The 15,757-nt window shown below is 45.9% G+C and carries 17 protein-coding genes; 11 read left to right on the forward strand and 6 right to left on the reverse strand.

The genetic code is table 11. From position 1 onward, the window contains the following. Nucleotides 1-51 precede the first annotated feature (51 nt). Nucleotides 52-522, forward strand: coding sequence for a YcxB family protein (locus MO387_RS13240; RefSeq protein WP_107946726.1), 471 nt, complete (start codon nt 52-54; stop codon nt 520-522). Nucleotides 523-593: 71 nt separating this feature from the next. Here MO387_RS13240 and MO387_RS13245 read toward each other — a convergent pair whose 3' ends face one another. Next, nucleotides 594-1,157 (reverse strand): GPR1/FUN34/YaaH family transporter, encoded by a 564-nt coding sequence (locus MO387_RS13245; protein ID WP_006085788.1) that lies wholly within the window; start codon nt 1,155-1,157, stop codon nt 594-596. Between the two features lie 769 nt (nt 1,158-1,926). Between MO387_RS13245 and MO387_RS13250 the strand changes: the two genes are divergently transcribed. The 5 genes from MO387_RS13250 (at nt 1,927) to MO387_RS13270 (ending at nt 5,799) form a co-directional block, all read left to right on the forward strand. Next, nucleotides 1,927-2,163, forward strand: coding sequence for a hypothetical protein (locus MO387_RS13250; protein WP_006080575.1), 237 nt, complete (start codon nt 1,927-1,929; stop codon nt 2,161-2,163). 363 nt (nt 2,164-2,526) lie between these two features. Further along, nucleotides 2,527-3,390, forward strand: a complete 864-nt coding sequence (locus MO387_RS13255) for a MipA/OmpV family protein (protein ID WP_107946725.1) — start codon at nt 2,527-2,529, stop codon at nt 3,388-3,390. 5 nt (nt 3,391-3,395) lie between these two features. Continuing rightward, the gene (locus MO387_RS13260; RefSeq protein WP_006085791.1) at nt 3,396-3,806 is read left to right on the forward strand and encodes a DUF3019 domain-containing protein; all 411 of its coding nucleotides are present in this window, start codon (nt 3,396-3,398) and stop codon (nt 3,804-3,806) included. Beyond that, the gene (locus MO387_RS13265) at nt 3,806-4,519 is read left to right on the forward strand and encodes a response regulator (protein WP_006080570.1); all 714 of its coding nucleotides are present in this window, start codon (nt 3,806-3,808) and stop codon (nt 4,517-4,519) included. The genes MO387_RS13260 and MO387_RS13265 overlap by 1 nt, the downstream gene beginning before the upstream one ends. Before the next feature lie 11 nt (nt 4,520-4,530). Continuing rightward, nucleotides 4,531-5,799, forward strand: coding sequence for an ATP-binding protein (locus MO387_RS13270; RefSeq protein WP_107946724.1), 1,269 nt, complete (start codon nt 4,531-4,533; stop codon nt 5,797-5,799). A gap of 130 nt (nt 5,800-5,929) precedes the next feature. Here the strand turns inward: MO387_RS13270 and MO387_RS13275 are convergent, their stop codons facing one another. Continuing rightward, entirely contained in the window at nt 5,930-6,235 is a 306-nt protein-coding gene (locus MO387_RS13275) for a DUF1289 domain-containing protein (RefSeq protein ID WP_011846045.1), read from the reverse strand. Between the two features lie 205 nt (nt 6,236-6,440). Here MO387_RS13275 and MO387_RS13280 point away from each other — a divergent pair, with 205 nt between their 5' ends. Continuing rightward, entirely contained in the window at nt 6,441-6,977 is a 537-nt protein-coding gene (locus MO387_RS13280) for a DUF4136 domain-containing protein (protein ID WP_107946723.1), read from the forward strand. A gap of 92 nt (nt 6,978-7,069) precedes the next feature. On the opposite strand, the gene cysM is transcribed toward MO387_RS13280, so the two are convergent. Beyond that, nucleotides 7,070-7,951: a cysteine synthase CysM gene (gene cysM, locus MO387_RS13285; RefSeq protein WP_301336292.1), complete on the reverse strand. Its 882-nt coding sequence runs from the start codon at nt 7,949-7,951 to the stop codon at nt 7,070-7,072. Nucleotides 7,952-8,160: 209 nt separating this feature from the next. Between cysM and cysP the strand changes: the two genes are divergently transcribed. The 4 genes from cysP to MO387_RS13305 all read left to right on the forward strand — a co-directional run bounded on the left by cysP (nt 8,161) and on the right by MO387_RS13305 (nt 12,212). Next, nucleotides 8,161-9,168: a thiosulfate ABC transporter substrate-binding protein CysP gene (cysP, locus tag MO387_RS13290; RefSeq protein WP_107946722.1), complete on the forward strand. Its 1,008-nt coding sequence runs from the start codon at nt 8,161-8,163 to the stop codon at nt 9,166-9,168. A gap of 195 nt (nt 9,169-9,363) precedes the next feature. After that, complete coding sequence (gene cysT, locus MO387_RS13295; RefSeq protein WP_012088487.1) at nt 9,364-10,209, forward strand: sulfate/thiosulfate ABC transporter permease CysT; 846 nt, start codon at nt 9,364-9,366, stop codon at nt 10,207-10,209. A 9-nt stretch (nt 10,210-10,218) separates the two neighbouring features. After that, complete coding sequence (gene cysW / locus MO387_RS13300) at nt 10,219-11,085, forward strand: sulfate ABC transporter permease subunit CysW (RefSeq protein ID WP_107946721.1); 867 nt, start codon at nt 10,219-10,221, stop codon at nt 11,083-11,085. Next, a complete protein-coding gene (locus MO387_RS13305) occupies nt 11,082-12,212 on the forward strand; it encodes a sulfate/molybdate ABC transporter ATP-binding protein (protein ID WP_107946720.1) in 1,131 nt (376 codons plus the stop codon). Before cysW ends, MO387_RS13305 begins: the two co-directional genes overlap by 4 nt. A gap of 103 nt (nt 12,213-12,315) precedes the next feature. On the opposite strand, the gene MO387_RS13310 is transcribed toward MO387_RS13305, so the two are convergent. The 3 genes from MO387_RS13310 to MO387_RS13320 all read right to left on the reverse strand — a co-directional run bounded on the left by MO387_RS13310 (nt 12,316) and on the right by MO387_RS13320 (nt 15,481). Continuing rightward, nucleotides 12,316-13,827 carry an AAA family ATPase gene (locus MO387_RS13310; RefSeq protein WP_107946719.1) on the reverse strand — a complete coding sequence of 504 codons (1,512 nt, stop codon included), beginning with the start codon at nt 13,825-13,827 and terminating at the stop codon, nt 12,316-12,318. Between the two features lie 126 nt (nt 13,828-13,953). Then, nucleotides 13,954-15,099, reverse strand: coding sequence for an HlyD family secretion protein (locus tag MO387_RS13315; RefSeq protein WP_006085803.1), 1,146 nt, complete (start codon nt 15,097-15,099; stop codon nt 13,954-13,956). A 1-nt stretch (nt 15,100) separates the two neighbouring features. Beyond that, nucleotides 15,101-15,481: a DUF3302 domain-containing protein gene (locus MO387_RS13320; RefSeq protein ID WP_011846037.1), complete on the reverse strand. Its 381-nt coding sequence runs from the start codon at nt 15,479-15,481 to the stop codon at nt 15,101-15,103. Between the last annotated feature and the right edge of the window lie 276 nt (nt 15,482-15,757).

Raw genomic sequence — 15,757 nt, forward strand, 5'->3', positions numbered from 1 at the left:
TGTAATCGCTACACTAGCCCGCATTAAGTAGCACCTAAAGTAGATGACATTATGCCGACGCCCTATTCTTACTCAACGACCTATATTTTAGATAAAGCGCATTTCGATGAATGCTATACCCAATCTGTCGTACCTGATCCCACGCTCAAACCTTACTACAAAGCCATAGGGTTGACCCTGATAGGTATCGCACTAATTTTTGCTGACATTAGCCTCTATTTAGCTTACTTTTTCGTTGGACTCGGCGTTATCGATGCACTCAATGTGAAGTATCACAAGGCATGGTGGTTAATGCGTCAAATGATGAGTAAAGCGGCCAGCAATGAGGTCACGCTCACCATTGATGAACAAGGGATCCACACTCAATCTATGTCAGTGACCAGCCAAATTTTATGGACCGACATTTACCGAATTAAAGAAACTGAAAAAGGTTTCTTGATCACCCACAAGGCAGGCACGAGTTATGTATCCTTGCGTAGCTTAGATGATGCGGCTGCGGCCTATATTAAAACTAAAATCTAGTCCCGCTAAAAAACACCCATAAAAAAGGCTGATCTGCATCAGCCTTTTCACCAGTCTTCATCACTGCAGCATTACTTTTTCAATTCACCAACCGGTAAAATCGTACGGCCATACTCATTATTGAGCACCTGCGCCATCGCAAAATAAATCGCACTCGCACCACAGATGATCCCTTCAAAGCCAGCAATAGTGCCAATCAAGGCGCTGCCCGTGAAATCACGCGCCGCTAATAGGAAAAATAAGACAGTCAAAGAAGCAAACACAAATTGCTTAGCTCGTGGATAACGCAAAGAACCCACAAACATAAATGCAGTGAATATGCCCCAAAGCGTTAAATACCAGCCCATAAAATACGTTGGACTCGCCGCAATGCCCGCATTAGGCATTAGGATTAATCCCACTAATGTTAACCAAAACAACCCGTAAGAGGTAAATGCCGTCGTACCGAAAGTATCGCCGCGCATAAAACACATAATACCCACAATCACTTGACCAATGCCGCCGTAAAAAATCCCCATGGCTAAGATCATAGAATCAATAGGGAAATATCCCGCGTTATGAATGTTTAACAAAATCGTTGTCATACCAAAGCCCATTAAACCTAATGGTGCTGGATTAGCCAGTTTTGTAGACACAGAGTTCCCCTAGAGAAAAATCAATAATTCAATAAAAATCAACGACATTAACCGTCAACCTTATGTTCGCGCACCTGCGAGAGCCGCGCATTCTAGAGGATAGCCACAACCTTGGCAACGAAATCATTAAAAATGAATAAGCAGCAATAAATACCAAATAAAAACATACGCTTAAAATAAAAAACATTAAAAATAAATAGAGTCGTAAGTTTGATTGGGAATTAATTCTTTTCAATTCAATCTTCTAGAAATAAAATCGGCTACAACCTGCGTCACATCGCATTTTATGTGAATTTTTATAACTTCCGCATAGATTAGTATTAAGCGCCCTTAAAACCTTAATCAAAACGAGGACTAAAACAGCAAGAATACTGCACTTAATCGCAAATCAGTGGTTAAGGTGATGTAAGTGGCACTTTTAAAAAAAACAACTCTGGGATGCCAGATTTAGCCTACGAAGCTAATGCAGGAGTTAAGCACGACTCACTCTGCACATAACCTTTGCACAAAGCCCTTCGCGCTAAAGCCAAACTCAACAGGTTCATCTGTTGGGAGAATGGCTAAATAGAAGTCAATGGCTCTGCACTTAAGCTGGTCATTTACTTGAAGCGAATCAAGGGAAAACAAGCTAAAAAACCTTAACCCCAAAAGGTAAAAATTATTTATATCTAAAACAGAATAGCAGTGATAAATTGCAGATGTTGGCGCAGTGGTATTAAGAGAATGCTTCTTAATCTGTAGTTAACAATACATAACTAAAGGAAATAAAATGAATAAGTTATCAGCTGTTTTCACCCTGTTGGCATTAGTGAGCTTCACGACCCTTGCTGACGACTCATCTTTACCGCCTGCACCAGCAGCCGATATCGCTCAGCTGAAAGAAGTGTGCCAGCAGATGGCCTCTGAAGATCAAGTCGAGAATGCAGAGCTAAAACAATATGTGCTTGATTGTGTAAACGATCAACTGACAGAAATGGGCTACAAGTCGGTTACTGAGGTTAATTAATCTTCATTCTAATCTCTGTGTTATTACAGCAAAGCGCGTTTTTCAGCTTCATTCAATGCCATTCACATCTGCGAATGGCATTATTATTTTCAAGCAACACAGCTATTCAGCTCACAATTAATATCATTTCCGTTACAGACGAAACGTATCGAATACAAAATTTAACATCCACAATTAACCGTATGAAAGCCACCAAAATAGGCTTTTAGCATGACTATCAAGGTATTGTGCGATCTACAAATTTACTATTTAATTGATAGCTGTATCATTTTGCATCCCTGCGAATGAAACCACTGTTGAATTGGGCATAAAATGCTAATCTATTTTCCTGTATTATTAACCTCAGCCCTTAATCGTTAAATCATGTATCGCATCCTTTTTATCCTCATTACAAGTTTAAGTATTTTGCCTTCTGTCGGAATGGCGAAAGAAACCTGCGCATCTGAAAATCAGTGTATTGAGATGAACAACTGGGATCTCGGCGTCGCCATTGGCTGGGGACAAAAAAGCAATCCACTCAAGGATTTTGACGATATTCCACTGTTCTTTATCCCTACAGTGGCCTATTACGGCGAACACTGGTTCTTCGATAATGGTAATTTAGGCTACACCTTAGCCGAGCAAGAAAGCTTCACGTTCAATCTCGTCACCAGTTATAGCTTAGATAGAGCCTATTTCTATCGATGGGACCCATCGAATATCTTTTTGAACCGCGGCACACAAGTCGAAGCCAAAGCCATAAATAACATGTCTTTGTCGACAGAACCCGAACGTGAATTTAATTCTTTAGAGACGCGGAACTTCACCCTACTTGGCGGTGCCGAAGCATTCATCTATACCCGACTCGGCATTATTCGATTGGCGTACACCCATGATATGTTTAATGTTCATCAAGGTTCAGAAGCACAAATAAAATGGACCTATGGCTGGGATTATGATCGTTTCATTTTTGAATTCGCACTGGTGTTTGATTGGAAGAGCCAAGCAGTGGTCGATTATTATTATGGCGTTAGACCGAGTGAAAACGCCTATTGGAGTGAACAATATCAAGCAAAATCAGGTTGGGATAAAGGTGCGGAAATGACGGCTCGTTATATATTAACTGACAATTGGGATCTACTGTTGGCAGTTCGTTACACTCTAATTGCCGATGAGATTGCCGCCAGTCCCTTGTTAGACCAAGACTATAGCAGCACCTACTTTATCGGCGCAGCCTATAGGTTCTAACGTTAGTGACGCTGCCTCAGTTAAGCTTGCTTTGCTTTCTTGGTCTAAGCCTCGGCTTGATGGGCCCAAGTTCTGCTCAAGCTAAAACTCGCGACGCGGCATTAAAACTCACACCTGAAATTTGTATTACCAGTTCAGAAACTCAGGCATGCGACGTCTATATTGAACTGCAGTGGGAACTCGCCAAAGATGAGCTTATCTGTATTTTGTCCGACAATGCCGCCTATCCCAAATGGTGCAGTGATTCAGTTTCAACCCATACGTTAAGCATGAAAATCCACACTATGACGGATATTCAATTTGTCATGGTGAGTAAAGACAGTAACCAAACTTTGGCTGGTGCCAAACTTAAAATCACTTCTGCATCACAACCTCAGGTTCGCAGACGTTACCGCAACCCTTGGAGTTTATTTTAATGACAAGCCCACAATCGAACCACAGAGTATTATTGGTTGAAGACGACGTTCGCCTAGCAAACTTGATTGTAGATTACCTAAAATCCCATGGTATGCATGTTGAAGTTGAACGCCGTGGCGACACAGTATTAACGCGATTAATCAATTACAAGCCAGATATCATACTGTTAGACATTATGCTGCCGGGCATGGATGGCCTCACCCTGTGTGAGAAACTGCCCGACTATTTTGCAGGCCCAATCCTGCTAATGAGCGCACTTGGCTCAAGCGAAGATCAAATCAAAGGCTTAGAACTCGGTGCCGATGACTATGTGGTTAAGCCTGTCGATCCAGCACTGTTAGTCGCGCGGATCAACAACTTACTTCGTCGTCAAAATCAGCCACCTCAGGCAGAATCCCACTGCTTGACCTTTGGTAAACTGAGTATAGACCCGCATACCCACGCGATTCGCCTCAATGAAACTGAAATCGATCTCACCAGCCATGAATTCGAGTTGCTGTGGTTACTGGCCTCACAAGCTGGCCAAGTGCTCAGCCGTCAGTATATTTATCAGCTGTTACTCAATATTGATTTCGATGGTAAAGATCGAAAAATTGATGTGCGTATCTCTAGATTACGTAAAAAACTCAACGATAATATCGAGACACCGTTCAGAATTAAAACCGTTTGGGGACAAGGTTACCTCTTTGCCCCTGAAGCTTGGAATAACTAAGCACACATACAGTGAAACGTCTCTTTATCAGTTTATATCTGCTACTCAGTCTCAGCGTGCTTGGGATTGGCTGGACACTCGACAGCCTGTGGCAGAAAAATGTGGATGACAATAACGCCCTCGATGCGCCATTAGTGGCCTTGGCGCAATTGTTAGCGGAACTGCCTCCCGATACCCGCCAAAGGTATCTGGAGGCGATCCCAGCCAATCCTGTGATGCCGTTGCAATTGCTCAGTGCCGATCAAGTCGCGCTAGCAGACAATCAAGCCCTCAGTACCAGTACTGTGTTCACCACCACGACCAATGACGATAACCTACTGCAATTTATCCGAGTCGGCGATCAAGTCTTAATGGCGGGGCCGCTGGACATCGATCCTAGAGCCAACCTTCGCAGCCTGTTCACCCTGTTCTTCTATTTGTCACTTGCGTTAGTAGCGTTGATTTGGGTAGGCCCGCTTTCTCGGGATTTGAGCATACTGCGTAAGGCCACTAAAGAGTTTGGCGAAGCTAAATGGAACACGCGGATTACCCTGTCAAATCGCTCTCAGGTCAAACCCTTAGCCAATACCTTTAACGAAATGGCGCGACATATCAGCGCCTTGATTGAGAACCAGAAACACCTGTCTAATGCGGTCTCCCATGAGATCCGCACGCCGCTGGCAAGACTCAAATTCGCCCTTGCACTCATGCCCATGTATTGTCAGCCCGATTCGGACGAACAAAAGCGCCAAGACTTTCTCGACGAGATGCAGCTCGATATCAAAGAAATGGAAGACTTACTCCAAGAACTGCTGACCTACGCCAGTTTAGAGTCCCAGCGAGAAGGTATCCAGTTGGATGAATACGATCTAATTAATCTCATCAATCAAAGCATTAAGCGCCTAGAAACCTTAAGTCCAACGCCTATTATCTTAAAGACAGAAGTCGAAAAACTGCCCTTGTTTGGAGAGCCGGCATTGATTGAACGTGCGCTGCAAAATTTACTGACCAACGCCCAACGCTTTGCCCGCACTGAAATCATTATTGAGGTTAAGCAGACGCAGCACAGGGTCAATTTAAGTGTGAGTAACGACGGCGAACCTATCCCCTCGGTGGATTTACCGAAAGTGTTCGAGCCTTTTTATCGCAGCCAATCGGTGCAAAATGGCAATAAGGGACACGGTTTGGGACTGGCGATCATTAAACGGATTATGCAGCGACACCAGGGGAATGTCAGCGTCACCAGCGATGAGCAACATACCCGATTTAATTTAATCTGGCCGAAGAAGCGCAAGCTGTAATAGGGATTGGGATAGGGATTAAACGGCTGCGCATCTGTTATTCATCTAACGCGCTAATTCTACAAGCGAGTAAAACAAGTCAGTTAAACAAGACTATTTAACTGGCCTATTTAACTTGCAATTCAAAATATTAGTCTAGCTCGAAGCCACCAAAATCGAGATCGGCTTCGGGCTCAGGCTCAAAATTCAACTGCGGATTTAACGCCGCCCTTTCTTGCTCAATTTGCGCTTGCCGTGCTTTCATCATCGCCAACTGGCGACGGCGTTTACGTTGAGTGCACAGCCGAATGACATCGTACTTTTGCGCATCTGAAAACGTTAACCAATTGAATCTTTCGTCACGGCTTCGCAGGCAACCATTACAGTAACCGCGCGCATCGGTGGCACACACACCGATACAGGGACTGGGGATATCAAAAAAGGCTAACTGTTCCATAACCCGCCGCTATTCCTCTGTCAAAATGAGCCGTTCTCAAATGAAGCATGCTCAGATGAACCATGGTTAAACGACCCGTGCCCAAAACGAAGCTGCAGAATGGCGTTTAAAGCGATTCAAATACAACACACTTATCTAAAGTACTTGCAGAAACAACCTTAATCAAGGCACATTGAACAGAGTTTGTACAACTTGGAGCACTATCATGGGATACCGTCACTTTGCCAGTCTGCTCGTCGCCGTTGCCTTATTAAGCGCTTGTAGCAGTAAACCGAAAAACGATTACGATCTCAATTACGACTTCAGCACACTGCACAGCTTTACCCAGCTAACACCACAGCCTACGGACGACCCGCTCAGCGCCCAGCGTATTCAAGTAGAAATCAACAACCAGTTGACTCAAAAAGGCTTTGTCGAAAATACCCAAGCCCCCGACTTTAACGTCGCCTACGCCCTACTGACCCAAGATAAACCTAAGGATTCAGGGCTATCGATTGGATTAGGTACAGGCACATTCGGCCGTTCTGGTGGGATAGGAATCGGTACTAGCGTTGGGGTACCACTTGGCAGTGATACCGCTAAAATTCAAACTATTCAGATAGATATTGTCGACCCAAAAACCAAAGCGCTCATTTGGCGTGGTAGCGACAGTTATGATTTCGATGCAGGCGGCAATGAGAAAGCCCAAGATACCGCCAAAGCCGTCAGCCGAATTTTGGCGCAGTTCCCACCGAAAAAATGACCGTGAAGAGTCAATAAAAATGGGCGAATTCCGCCCATTTTTATTAATGAAGAATGCTTGTCGTCAAATAACTTAGGCGAAATATCTAATACTCAGGAGAAAAGCCCTGATGAAAGGTAACGATCGCCCCTATCACAAACAATCGCCACGACCACTGAATCTGGATATTGTCTGGCTATCTCAAGCGCAGCAAACACTGCACCACCAGAGCTGACGCCGGCACAAATCCCTTCTTCGCGCGCTAAGGCTCTTGCCATGGTTTTTGCGTCTTGCTCTTCAACATCCATGACTAAATCTACACGGGATGCATCGAAAATCCCCGGCAAGTAGGCCTGCGGCCAACGGCGGATCCCAGGAATGCTACTGCCATCGGCGGGCTGAAGGCCGACAATCGTGATGTCTGGATTACAGCTTTTAAGGTATTTAGACACCCCCATTATGGTGCCAGTTGTCCCCATGCTAGAGACAAAGTGAGTGATTTTACCTTGACTCTGTTGCCAGATTTCCGGACCTGTGGTGAGGAAATGCGCATTCGCATTATCTTGATTATTAAACTGATCCAGCACCTTACCTTTGCCTTCGGTTTGTAACTGCAGTGCCAAATCCCGCGCCGTTTCCATGTTATCCACAAGCATGAGTTCTGCGCCATAAGCTTGCATCGCATCCTTACGCTCTTGGGTCGAGTTTTCGGGCATAATCAGGATCATCTTGTATCCTTTGATCGCCGCCGCCATCGCTAACGCAATCCCAGTATTGCCACTCGTCGCCTCGATAAGCGTATCACCCGGGCGGATCTCTTGACGCAGTTCGGCCTGAATGATCATATTGAGTGCTGCACGATCCTTCACTGAACCCGCTGGGTTATTCCCTTCCAACTTTAACAGTACAGTTGAGGTGCCACAGTTAAGCCGCTGTAAGCGAACCAGCGGAGTTTGCCCAATACAGGCTTCAATTGTCGGAAAGTCAGACACTATGATTATCCTTTACTTGATAAAAACAACTAAGCGTTAGCCTATTCTAAGTGGGTTAGCATGCACAAACACAGTGAAAATGATCTATGGCATACAATAAATCGCTCATACTTATTCAAAAAAGTTCTATTTAACTGACTTCTTATAAATAATTACTTCCACTACTCTATATGTCATAACGCTGACAAAGTTGCCAGTTCAAGGAGTAGCAAATGCAAATAAAAGTGATAAAGGCCCTACTGGGAACGCTCTTTCTGGGAACGTCACTCAATGTGGCTGCCGCAGATCAAACCCTGCTGAATTCTTCTTACGATATCGCGCGGGAATTATTCAGTGCCTACAACCCCGTTTTCGCCAAACATTGGCAAGAGAAAACAGGTAAAACTGTCGAGATTAAACAATCCCATGCTGGATCATCGGCACAGGCACGCTCAATTCTGCAAGGATTGCCAGCAGATGTGGTGACGTTTAACCAAGTGACAGACGTACAGGTCCTCCATGACCGCGGTAAATTGATCCCAGAAAATTGGCAACAATTACTGCCTAACGCCAGTTCACCTTACTATTCCACCATCGCATTTTTGGTACGCAAAGGTAACCCAAAACAGATCAGCGACTGGGGCGATTTAGCAAGAGATGACGTTAAACTGGTCTTCCCTAACCCTAAAACCTCTGGTAATGCGCGCTACACCTATTTAGCCGCATTAGGTTATGCCCAAAAAAGCTATGGTAAGGATAATCAGGCTTCACAGGATCAATTCCTGAAAAAATTCCTCGCCAACGTAGCCGTATTTGATACTGGCGGTCGTGGTGCAACCACTTCGTTTGTAGAACGTGGTATCGGTGATGTGCTGATTACGTTTGAATCGGAAGTGAACAATATCCGTCAGCAATATGGTGCCGACGATTACCAAGTCATAGTGCCAAAAACATCGATTTTGGCTGAGTTTCCCGTCGCTGTGGTAGAGAAAAATGCTAAGCGCAACGGCACACAGGAGCTGGCGACTGAGTATTTGAATTATCTCTACAGCGAAGAATCACAACGACTATTGGCCGGCTTCAACTATCGTGTACACAACGAAAAGGTTCAGGCAGAGTTCGCTAAGCAGTTTCCAACGGTTGACCTGCTGACTGTTGAGCAAATCATTGGTGGTTGGGACAATGCCATGAAAACGCAGTTTGCTAACGGTGCAAAACTCGATCAGTTACTCAAGCGCTAATTTCAGCTTGATGCTATAAAAGGTTAACATTGCAACCCGGGCTCAGTCCCGGGTTAAGCAATTTTAGCGCATTGACGAGTGATGATTTTCAAGCCGCGAAGACGAATTCAATAGTCTTTAACTCAGACAGCCGATCGCTGACGGCAAATACAGCGTATTGGATTAACTCAATTAACCTGACCGGGTGATTATTCTGTGATTTTTAATAACGGGCGTTTACGCCATAAGCGGGTTCTTCCAGGTTTTACCATCAGCTTAGGTGTGTCCCTACTGTTTGTCAGCCTGATCCTATTATTGCCAACCACAGGGCTGATTATGCAGACCAGTTCAATGAGCTTGTCCGAATACTGGGGCGTCATCACAGATCCTCGGGTACTGGCAAGTTACCGAGTCACCATACTATCGGCACTCGCGGCATCGTTATTTAACTGCCTTTTCGGATTGTTACTCGCATGGGTGCTGGTACGTTATGAATTCCCCGGCAAACGCATCTTAGATGCATTGGTGGATTTACCCTTTGCGTTGCCGACTGCCGTTGCAGGTATCACCTTAGCGACCCTGTATGCGGAAAACGGCCAAATCGGTAGTGTATTGGCAGAACTGGGTATAAAAGTCGCCTACACCCCGCTAGGCATAGTGGTCGCGATGATTTTCACCAGTATTCCCTTTGTGGTGCGTACCGTGCAACCGGTTCTTGAAGAGTTATCCCACGATGAAGAAGAAGCGGGCATGACCCTTGGCGCCTCGGATCGCGCGGTATTCTGGCGGATCATTTTGCCTTCATTGTGGCCAGCCTTGATGGTAGGTACAGCACTGTCTTTTACCCGTAGCCTAGGTGAGTTTGGTGCCGTTATCTTTATCGCAGGCAACATGCCCTATATCAGCGAAATCACATCGTTAATGATCTTTGTCCGCCTGCAGGAGTTTGATTTTGCCGGCGCCAGTGCCATTGCCTCAGTGGTGCTGATGACCTCGCTACTGCTATTACTGCTAATAAACCTGTGGCAGGCGCGTTATCTGCGCCGCATTCATGGACGATAAGGAGCAAACATGAACTCATTTAAGCCCTTAAGAGTCGGTGAAGCCCCTCTTATCAAATGGAGCCTGATTACACTCGCCGTGTTCTTAGGTTTGCTATTGTTGCTATTGCCGCTGGTAAGTATTTTTCAACAAGCGTTTGTTGGTGGTTGGGAGCGTTATATCGCCCACTTAAGTCAGCCAGATTCGCTGCATGCGATTGGTTTGACGCTAATGGTTGCGGCGCTCACTGTCCCTATCAATTTAGTGTTCGGAATTATGCTGGCGTGGAGTGTCACTCGGTTTGAATACCCGGGTCGCAAGTTATTAATCACGCTAATTGATATTCCGTTTGCGGTCTCCCCTGTCGTCGCAGGTTTGCTCTATTTACTGCTTTATGGCAACAGTGGTTGGCTGGGTGAATGGCTATATGAGCACGATCTGCAAATCATGTTTGCTTGGCCGGGAATACTGTTAGTCACCATTTTTGTCACTTGTCCCTTTGTCGCCAGAGAACTGATCCCATTAATGCAACAACAGGGCGCCTCGGAAGAAGAAGCCGCAGTAATCCTTGGCGCCTCATGGTGGCAACTCTTCCGCCGAGTGACGCTCCCTAATATCAAGTGGGCACTGATTTACGGTGTGATCCTCACCAATGCCAGAGCCGTGGGCGAATTTGGTGCCGTTGCTGTCGTGTCTGGCAACATTCGCGGTGAAACCAATACCTTACCCTTACATGTGCAGTTATTGTACGAAGATTATCAGGCCGAAGCCGCCTTCGCGAGCGCGTCATTACTCGCCCTGATTGCGCTAGTGACCCTAATGCTAAAAGCCGTCGTTGAATGGCGACAACAACGCAGTTTATCCGCCAATGACAATAAAGAGCAGAGCCAATTATGAGTATTCGTCTTACTAATATTTCCAAGAAATTTGGCAAGTTTCAGGCGCTTTCCCCGCTGGATCTTGATATTCAAGAAGGGGAAATGATTGGTCTTCTGGGACCTTCAGGTTCGGGTAAAACCACGTTACTGCGGATTATTGCTGGGCTCGAGGGAGCCGATAGCGGCAACATTTATTTTGGTGACCGAGATGTCACCCAAGTGCATGTGCGTGAAAGACGCGTGGGTTTTGTGTTTCAAAACTATGCGCTGTTTCGCCACATGACGGTCGCCGATAACGTCGCCTTTGGACTCGAAGTTATGCCTAAAAAGCAAAAACCTTCAGCGGCAGAAATACGTAAACGTGTGACACAATTGTTGGAAATAGTGCAACTAGGCCATCTCGCGCAGCGCTACCCCGAACAGCTCTCGGGTGGACAAAAACAGCGCATTGCCTTGGCCCGTGCACTCGCAACCCAACCCGAAGTCTTGCTACTCGATGAACCCTTTGGCGCCTTGGATGCCAAAGTGCGTAAAGAACTACGCCGCTGGCTACGCAGCCTGCATGAAGAATTGAAATTCACCAGCGTGTTTGTGACCCATGATCAAGATGAAGCGCTTGAACTCTCTGATAGAGTGGTGGTGATGAGTAATGGTCATATAGAACAAATCAATACGCCGGCTGAGTTATACTCGCATCCCAATAGTCGCTTTGTGTTTGATTTTCTCGGTAACGTCAATGTCTTTGAAGCTAGTTGGCAACATCAACGTTGGGAAAATGGCCAAGCATTTTTAACGCCCCCAGAACAACAAACATTACAGCAAGATGGCGTGCTCTATGTTCGCAGTCACGAATTAGCGCTGTCAAACAAGCCTAATAGTCAGGCAAATTTGCCGTTCGATATTGTCGCCATGACCCCCATTGGCGCCGAAGTCAGAGTGGAATTAGCCCCACACGGCTGGCATAGCGAAGAGCTGTGGGAAGCCAAGTTCACCCACCATAATCTGCATGAACTCGGGTTACAAAAAGGCAGTATGGTTTACGCCACTCCAAGAACCGGTTACTTCTTTGGGGCACAAGGTGAAAGCTCGCCAACGCGTCTAAGCTGGCCATTCCTGACACCGGGCAGTCTCGCCTTTGATATCTAATCATCAAGGTTGAAATCAGCAATATTAGCGGTACCACTGGGCAGTGATACCGCTAAAGCCGTCAGCCGGATCTAGCTAGCACTCATGGCATGAAGCAGAAATCTTACTCATGGGCATTCACGGTTCGGCCTGCGGCCCATTGCCTAAGCGCATTGATTTTATTGCTCATGACCACAGATAAAGGCCGAGTTTTGCTCAGTTCTTCGAGTAGTAACAGCTGATCGACACTGCGCTCGACGCTTCTTGCGGTATACATGGCAGCAATAACCGCTTGTTCGATTTCGGCGCCGGAAAATCCTTGGCTGCGGGCCGATAATTGAGCGAGATCTAAGCTCGCCACATCGATTCCACGGCGCTGACAGTGGATTAAGAAGATGGCTTTACGTATGGCTTCGTCGGGTAAATCGACAAAGAAGATTTCATCCATCCTGCCCTTTCGCATCAATTCTGGCGGCAAGGCTTGAATGTCATTGGCGGTCGCCACCACAAACACTTCAGATTTACGCTCCGCCATCCAAGTAAGTAAGGTGCCGAGGATCCGCGTCGAAGTCCCCTCATCGCTGCTACTGCCGCTTAAGCCTTTTTCAATTTCATCAATCCAAAGCACGCAGGGCGACATCATGTCGGCGAGCTCCAGTGCATTACGCAGGTTCTTCTCGGTTTCACCTATGTATTTGTTATATAAGGCAGCCATATCGAGCCTGAGCAAAGGTCGTTGCCAAACGCCCGCAACGGCCTTAGCCGCGAGGCTCTTACCACTGCCCTGAACACCGAGCAGCAAAATCCCCTTGGGCGCATCGAGCACCTTGGTGTGTTGAACAGAAGTCGGCTTATCGGCTTGGTCAAGGGTGCTGACAGCCGCTATGGGTGCGCGCTGCTTGAGCCATTTTTTAAGATTATGCAGTCCAGCGACCTGCGAGAAATCACTGGTGTCGTATTCAAATTGCAGCACGCCATTTAAGTCGAGTAACTGAAACTTAGCTTTATTGATGGCATCAATATCAGACAAGGTAATAGCACCATCATCGACTATGGCTTTGCGCACCAGACGACGGGCATCGTCTAAGGTCACACCCCGCAGATTCTCTGCCAATTTAACCACAGCGGTATCATCGACCAATAACGGCGTGCCTTGGTGACGAATTTTATCGACCTCAAGGTAAATCAGGTTTTGCAATTGCACTGTGCTTGGCAAGGTTAATTGAAAATAGGCGCAATAACGTTTGATTTCGGGCGGGATATCAAAGGCATGACTCACTAGCACTAATGTGTGTTGCAGTGTCTCGTATTCGAGGGCGATTTCTTTGAGTAAACGGACATTCTTTGGCGCATCAATCACAAAGGGATGAAAGTCGCACAGCACATAAATCCCCTGCTGCGAGGTTGATTTAATTTGTCCAAGCAAATCTGTGGGTTCGCTATTAAACTTTTGCGCCGCCATAGGTTTATCGACCCGTGCTAAACCTTGGGTAATGCTCCAAGTAAACACAGGTTGATAAAGCACACTGGCGACCCGTTTAAGTAACTCGACCACGCGATATTCTTCATAGGTTTCAATCACTACGATCGGCGTATTGGAGCGCAGCACTGAGGTTAAATCGCGAATATCTTGCATGTCTTTCACATCCCTTTTAATTAACCTAAAAATTGCCACAAAAAAGTCCAGCGAACTGGACTTTACACCAACCTTTACACTGAACTGAGCAAAGCACTCAACAAACAAGATTTAACGGTTTAGGTACTAATGTCCATCAAAAAATAAGTAATTCAACCACCCTTGCATCCTGAGTAATACCTTACGCATTACAGCCACATGATGAAAGTGCTCAGTGTAAATAGCAACTTGACCTGACACTCCAGCAGGGAACTCTTTACGAATAGCATCGTCATCTATATCGATAAGAACAACCACTCGACCATTTTGAAACAGGCGACTGGAGGACGCTAATACGCCACCCATTTGGATCTCACCTTCAGCCATTGCGGGTAGCACTTTCGCCACTTTGCCTTTAAACACTTTCCCTGGCGCGGCATCGAGAATAATCTCGGCCTCATCGCCTTCTTTCAGGCGCAGTAGGGAATTCTGCCAAAAGGCTCCGGCAAAATAACGTTGCTCGTCAGGGATAAAGCTCATCACGGGACGTAATGGTAAAGGCACAGCCATAGCCCCCGGACGGAGTGCCATTTGTGTGACGATACCGTCTGCGGGTGCTCGCACGACGGTCTGCTCTAAATCATAGAGTGCGCTCGCTAAATCTCCCTGTAAGCCAGCCACTTTGGTATTAACGCCATCAATATTAGACTCATAGGCGAGCCTCATCCGTAACTCTTCTGATCTAGCGGCAGTTAACTGCGCTTCAGAGGCAAGATACAGTTGGCGTTTATTATCCAATTCTAATGCGGTAAAGGGAGAGTTAGCGCCTCCTTTTCGATGACCGCTTTCATAGCGTTCATAGGCGGATTTATTGCGATCTTTATCAGCATTGACTCGCTCAACATTAGCTTTAGCCGATTCCAATGCGGCGGCGAGCTGTGGCACTTCTAACTCGGCAGCGACTAACGCGGCACGCTTACGCTTTACTACGGCCTCAAAGGGGATAGGATCAATCCGAAAAAGTACATCCCCTTGTTTAACCGGAGTATTTGGCTGCACTTCAACACGACTAACTAACCCTTTTACTGCGGGTGTAATCGGAATGGTGACAAAATATTCCCGAGCAAAACGTGAATAGGGATGGTTATAGTTCATTAGCAGTATCAAGGCACCGATGAGCACCACGCCCCCCAAAACGGCAGTAGGAACCGTCCATTTGGTCAGAGGGATTTTAAAGACTTTAAAAATAACAATACAGATAGCGGCGTAGGTCAATATCAGCAATAGATCCATTTTAGACCTCGACTTTATTGATAATGTTCGGCTCAACAACAGTTGCGCTTGCTTGCTCTAATTGCTCAAGTCTCGCTTGTAACGCTATTACCGTCTGACGCAAAGTGCCCACATCCTCCTCTAACGCCTGCTCTCGTTTCATCACAGTACCAAATCCCCAGCCACGATCTTCTCGATATAAGGTGGCCCAGATCCATAAAAATGGCCAAATAGCATGTAACGTAAATAAACTCACCCACCCAGCAATATGAAGGGCATCTTGTTGTGGGTGATTACGCTTTTTGGCAATTTCGTATGGAATATCATGGATAGCAATCACACCATAAAAAATAACGACAACCACAAAAAATAAAATCCCTAACGCAAAGTAATCTAAAAACATTTGAATCCCCTTAATCAGCATGCTCACTTATCAAACAGACAAAGTTGAATATATCAAGACCAAAATTAACAACCAAACAACATTATGGGACAACAAAAACATTATAGGACAACAAAAAAACAATCACTTCCAACAAGGTCAAATTGAATCGTGTTCACACCAAACCCAGTGATCTAAAGCACACTTGTTTATTTACACCATGCTCTAATGTGCCGTTCGCGTTAAACTCATGGCTAAATTGCGCGCCATGACGCAATCCCTACAACTGCGAATAAA

The sequence above is a fragment of the Shewanella sp. N2AIL genome (assembly GCF_022690845.1).
In the GTDB taxonomy this organism is placed as follows: Bacteria; Pseudomonadota; Gammaproteobacteria; order Enterobacterales; family Shewanellaceae; genus Shewanella; species Shewanella baltica.

What these genes read in the sequence shown, in the direction of transcription:
- MO387_RS13240 (WP_107946726.1), top strand. Translation starts at nt 52, where the DNA reads ATGCCGACGCCCTATTCTTACTCAACGACCTATATTTTAGATAAAGCG.
- MO387_RS13250 (WP_006080575.1), top strand. Translation starts at nt 1,927, where the DNA reads ATGAATAAGTTATCAGCTGTTTTCACCCTGTTGGCATTAGTGAGCTTC.
- MO387_RS13255 (WP_107946725.1), top strand. Translation starts at nt 2,527, where the DNA reads ATGTATCGCATCCTTTTTATCCTCATTACAAGTTTAAGTATTTTGCCT.
- MO387_RS13265 (WP_006080570.1), top strand. Translation starts at nt 3,806, where the DNA reads ATGACAAGCCCACAATCGAACCACAGAGTATTATTGGTTGAAGACGAC.
- MO387_RS13275 (WP_011846045.1), bottom strand. Translation starts at nt 6,235, where the DNA reads ATGGAACAGTTAGCCTTTTTTGATATCCCCAGTCCCTGTATCGGTGTG.
- MO387_RS13280 (WP_107946723.1), top strand. Translation starts at nt 6,441, where the DNA reads ATGGGATACCGTCACTTTGCCAGTCTGCTCGTCGCCGTTGCCTTATTA.
- cysP (WP_107946722.1), top strand. Translation starts at nt 8,161, where the DNA reads ATGCAAATAAAAGTGATAAAGGCCCTACTGGGAACGCTCTTTCTGGGA.
- cysW (WP_107946721.1), top strand. Translation starts at nt 10,219, where the DNA reads ATGAACTCATTTAAGCCCTTAAGAGTCGGTGAAGCCCCTCTTATCAAA.
- MO387_RS13305 (WP_107946720.1), top strand. Translation starts at nt 11,082, where the DNA reads ATGAGTATTCGTCTTACTAATATTTCCAAGAAATTTGGCAAGTTTCAG.
- MO387_RS13310 (WP_107946719.1), bottom strand. Translation starts at nt 13,827, where the DNA reads ATGCAAGATATTCGCGATTTAACCTCAGTGCTGCGCTCCAATACGCCG.
- MO387_RS13315 (WP_006085803.1), bottom strand. Translation starts at nt 15,099, where the DNA reads ATGGATCTATTGCTGATATTGACCTACGCCGCTATCTGTATTGTTATT.
- MO387_RS13320 (WP_011846037.1), bottom strand. Translation starts at nt 15,481, where the DNA reads ATGTTTTTAGATTACTTTGCGTTAGGGATTTTATTTTTTGTGGTTGTC.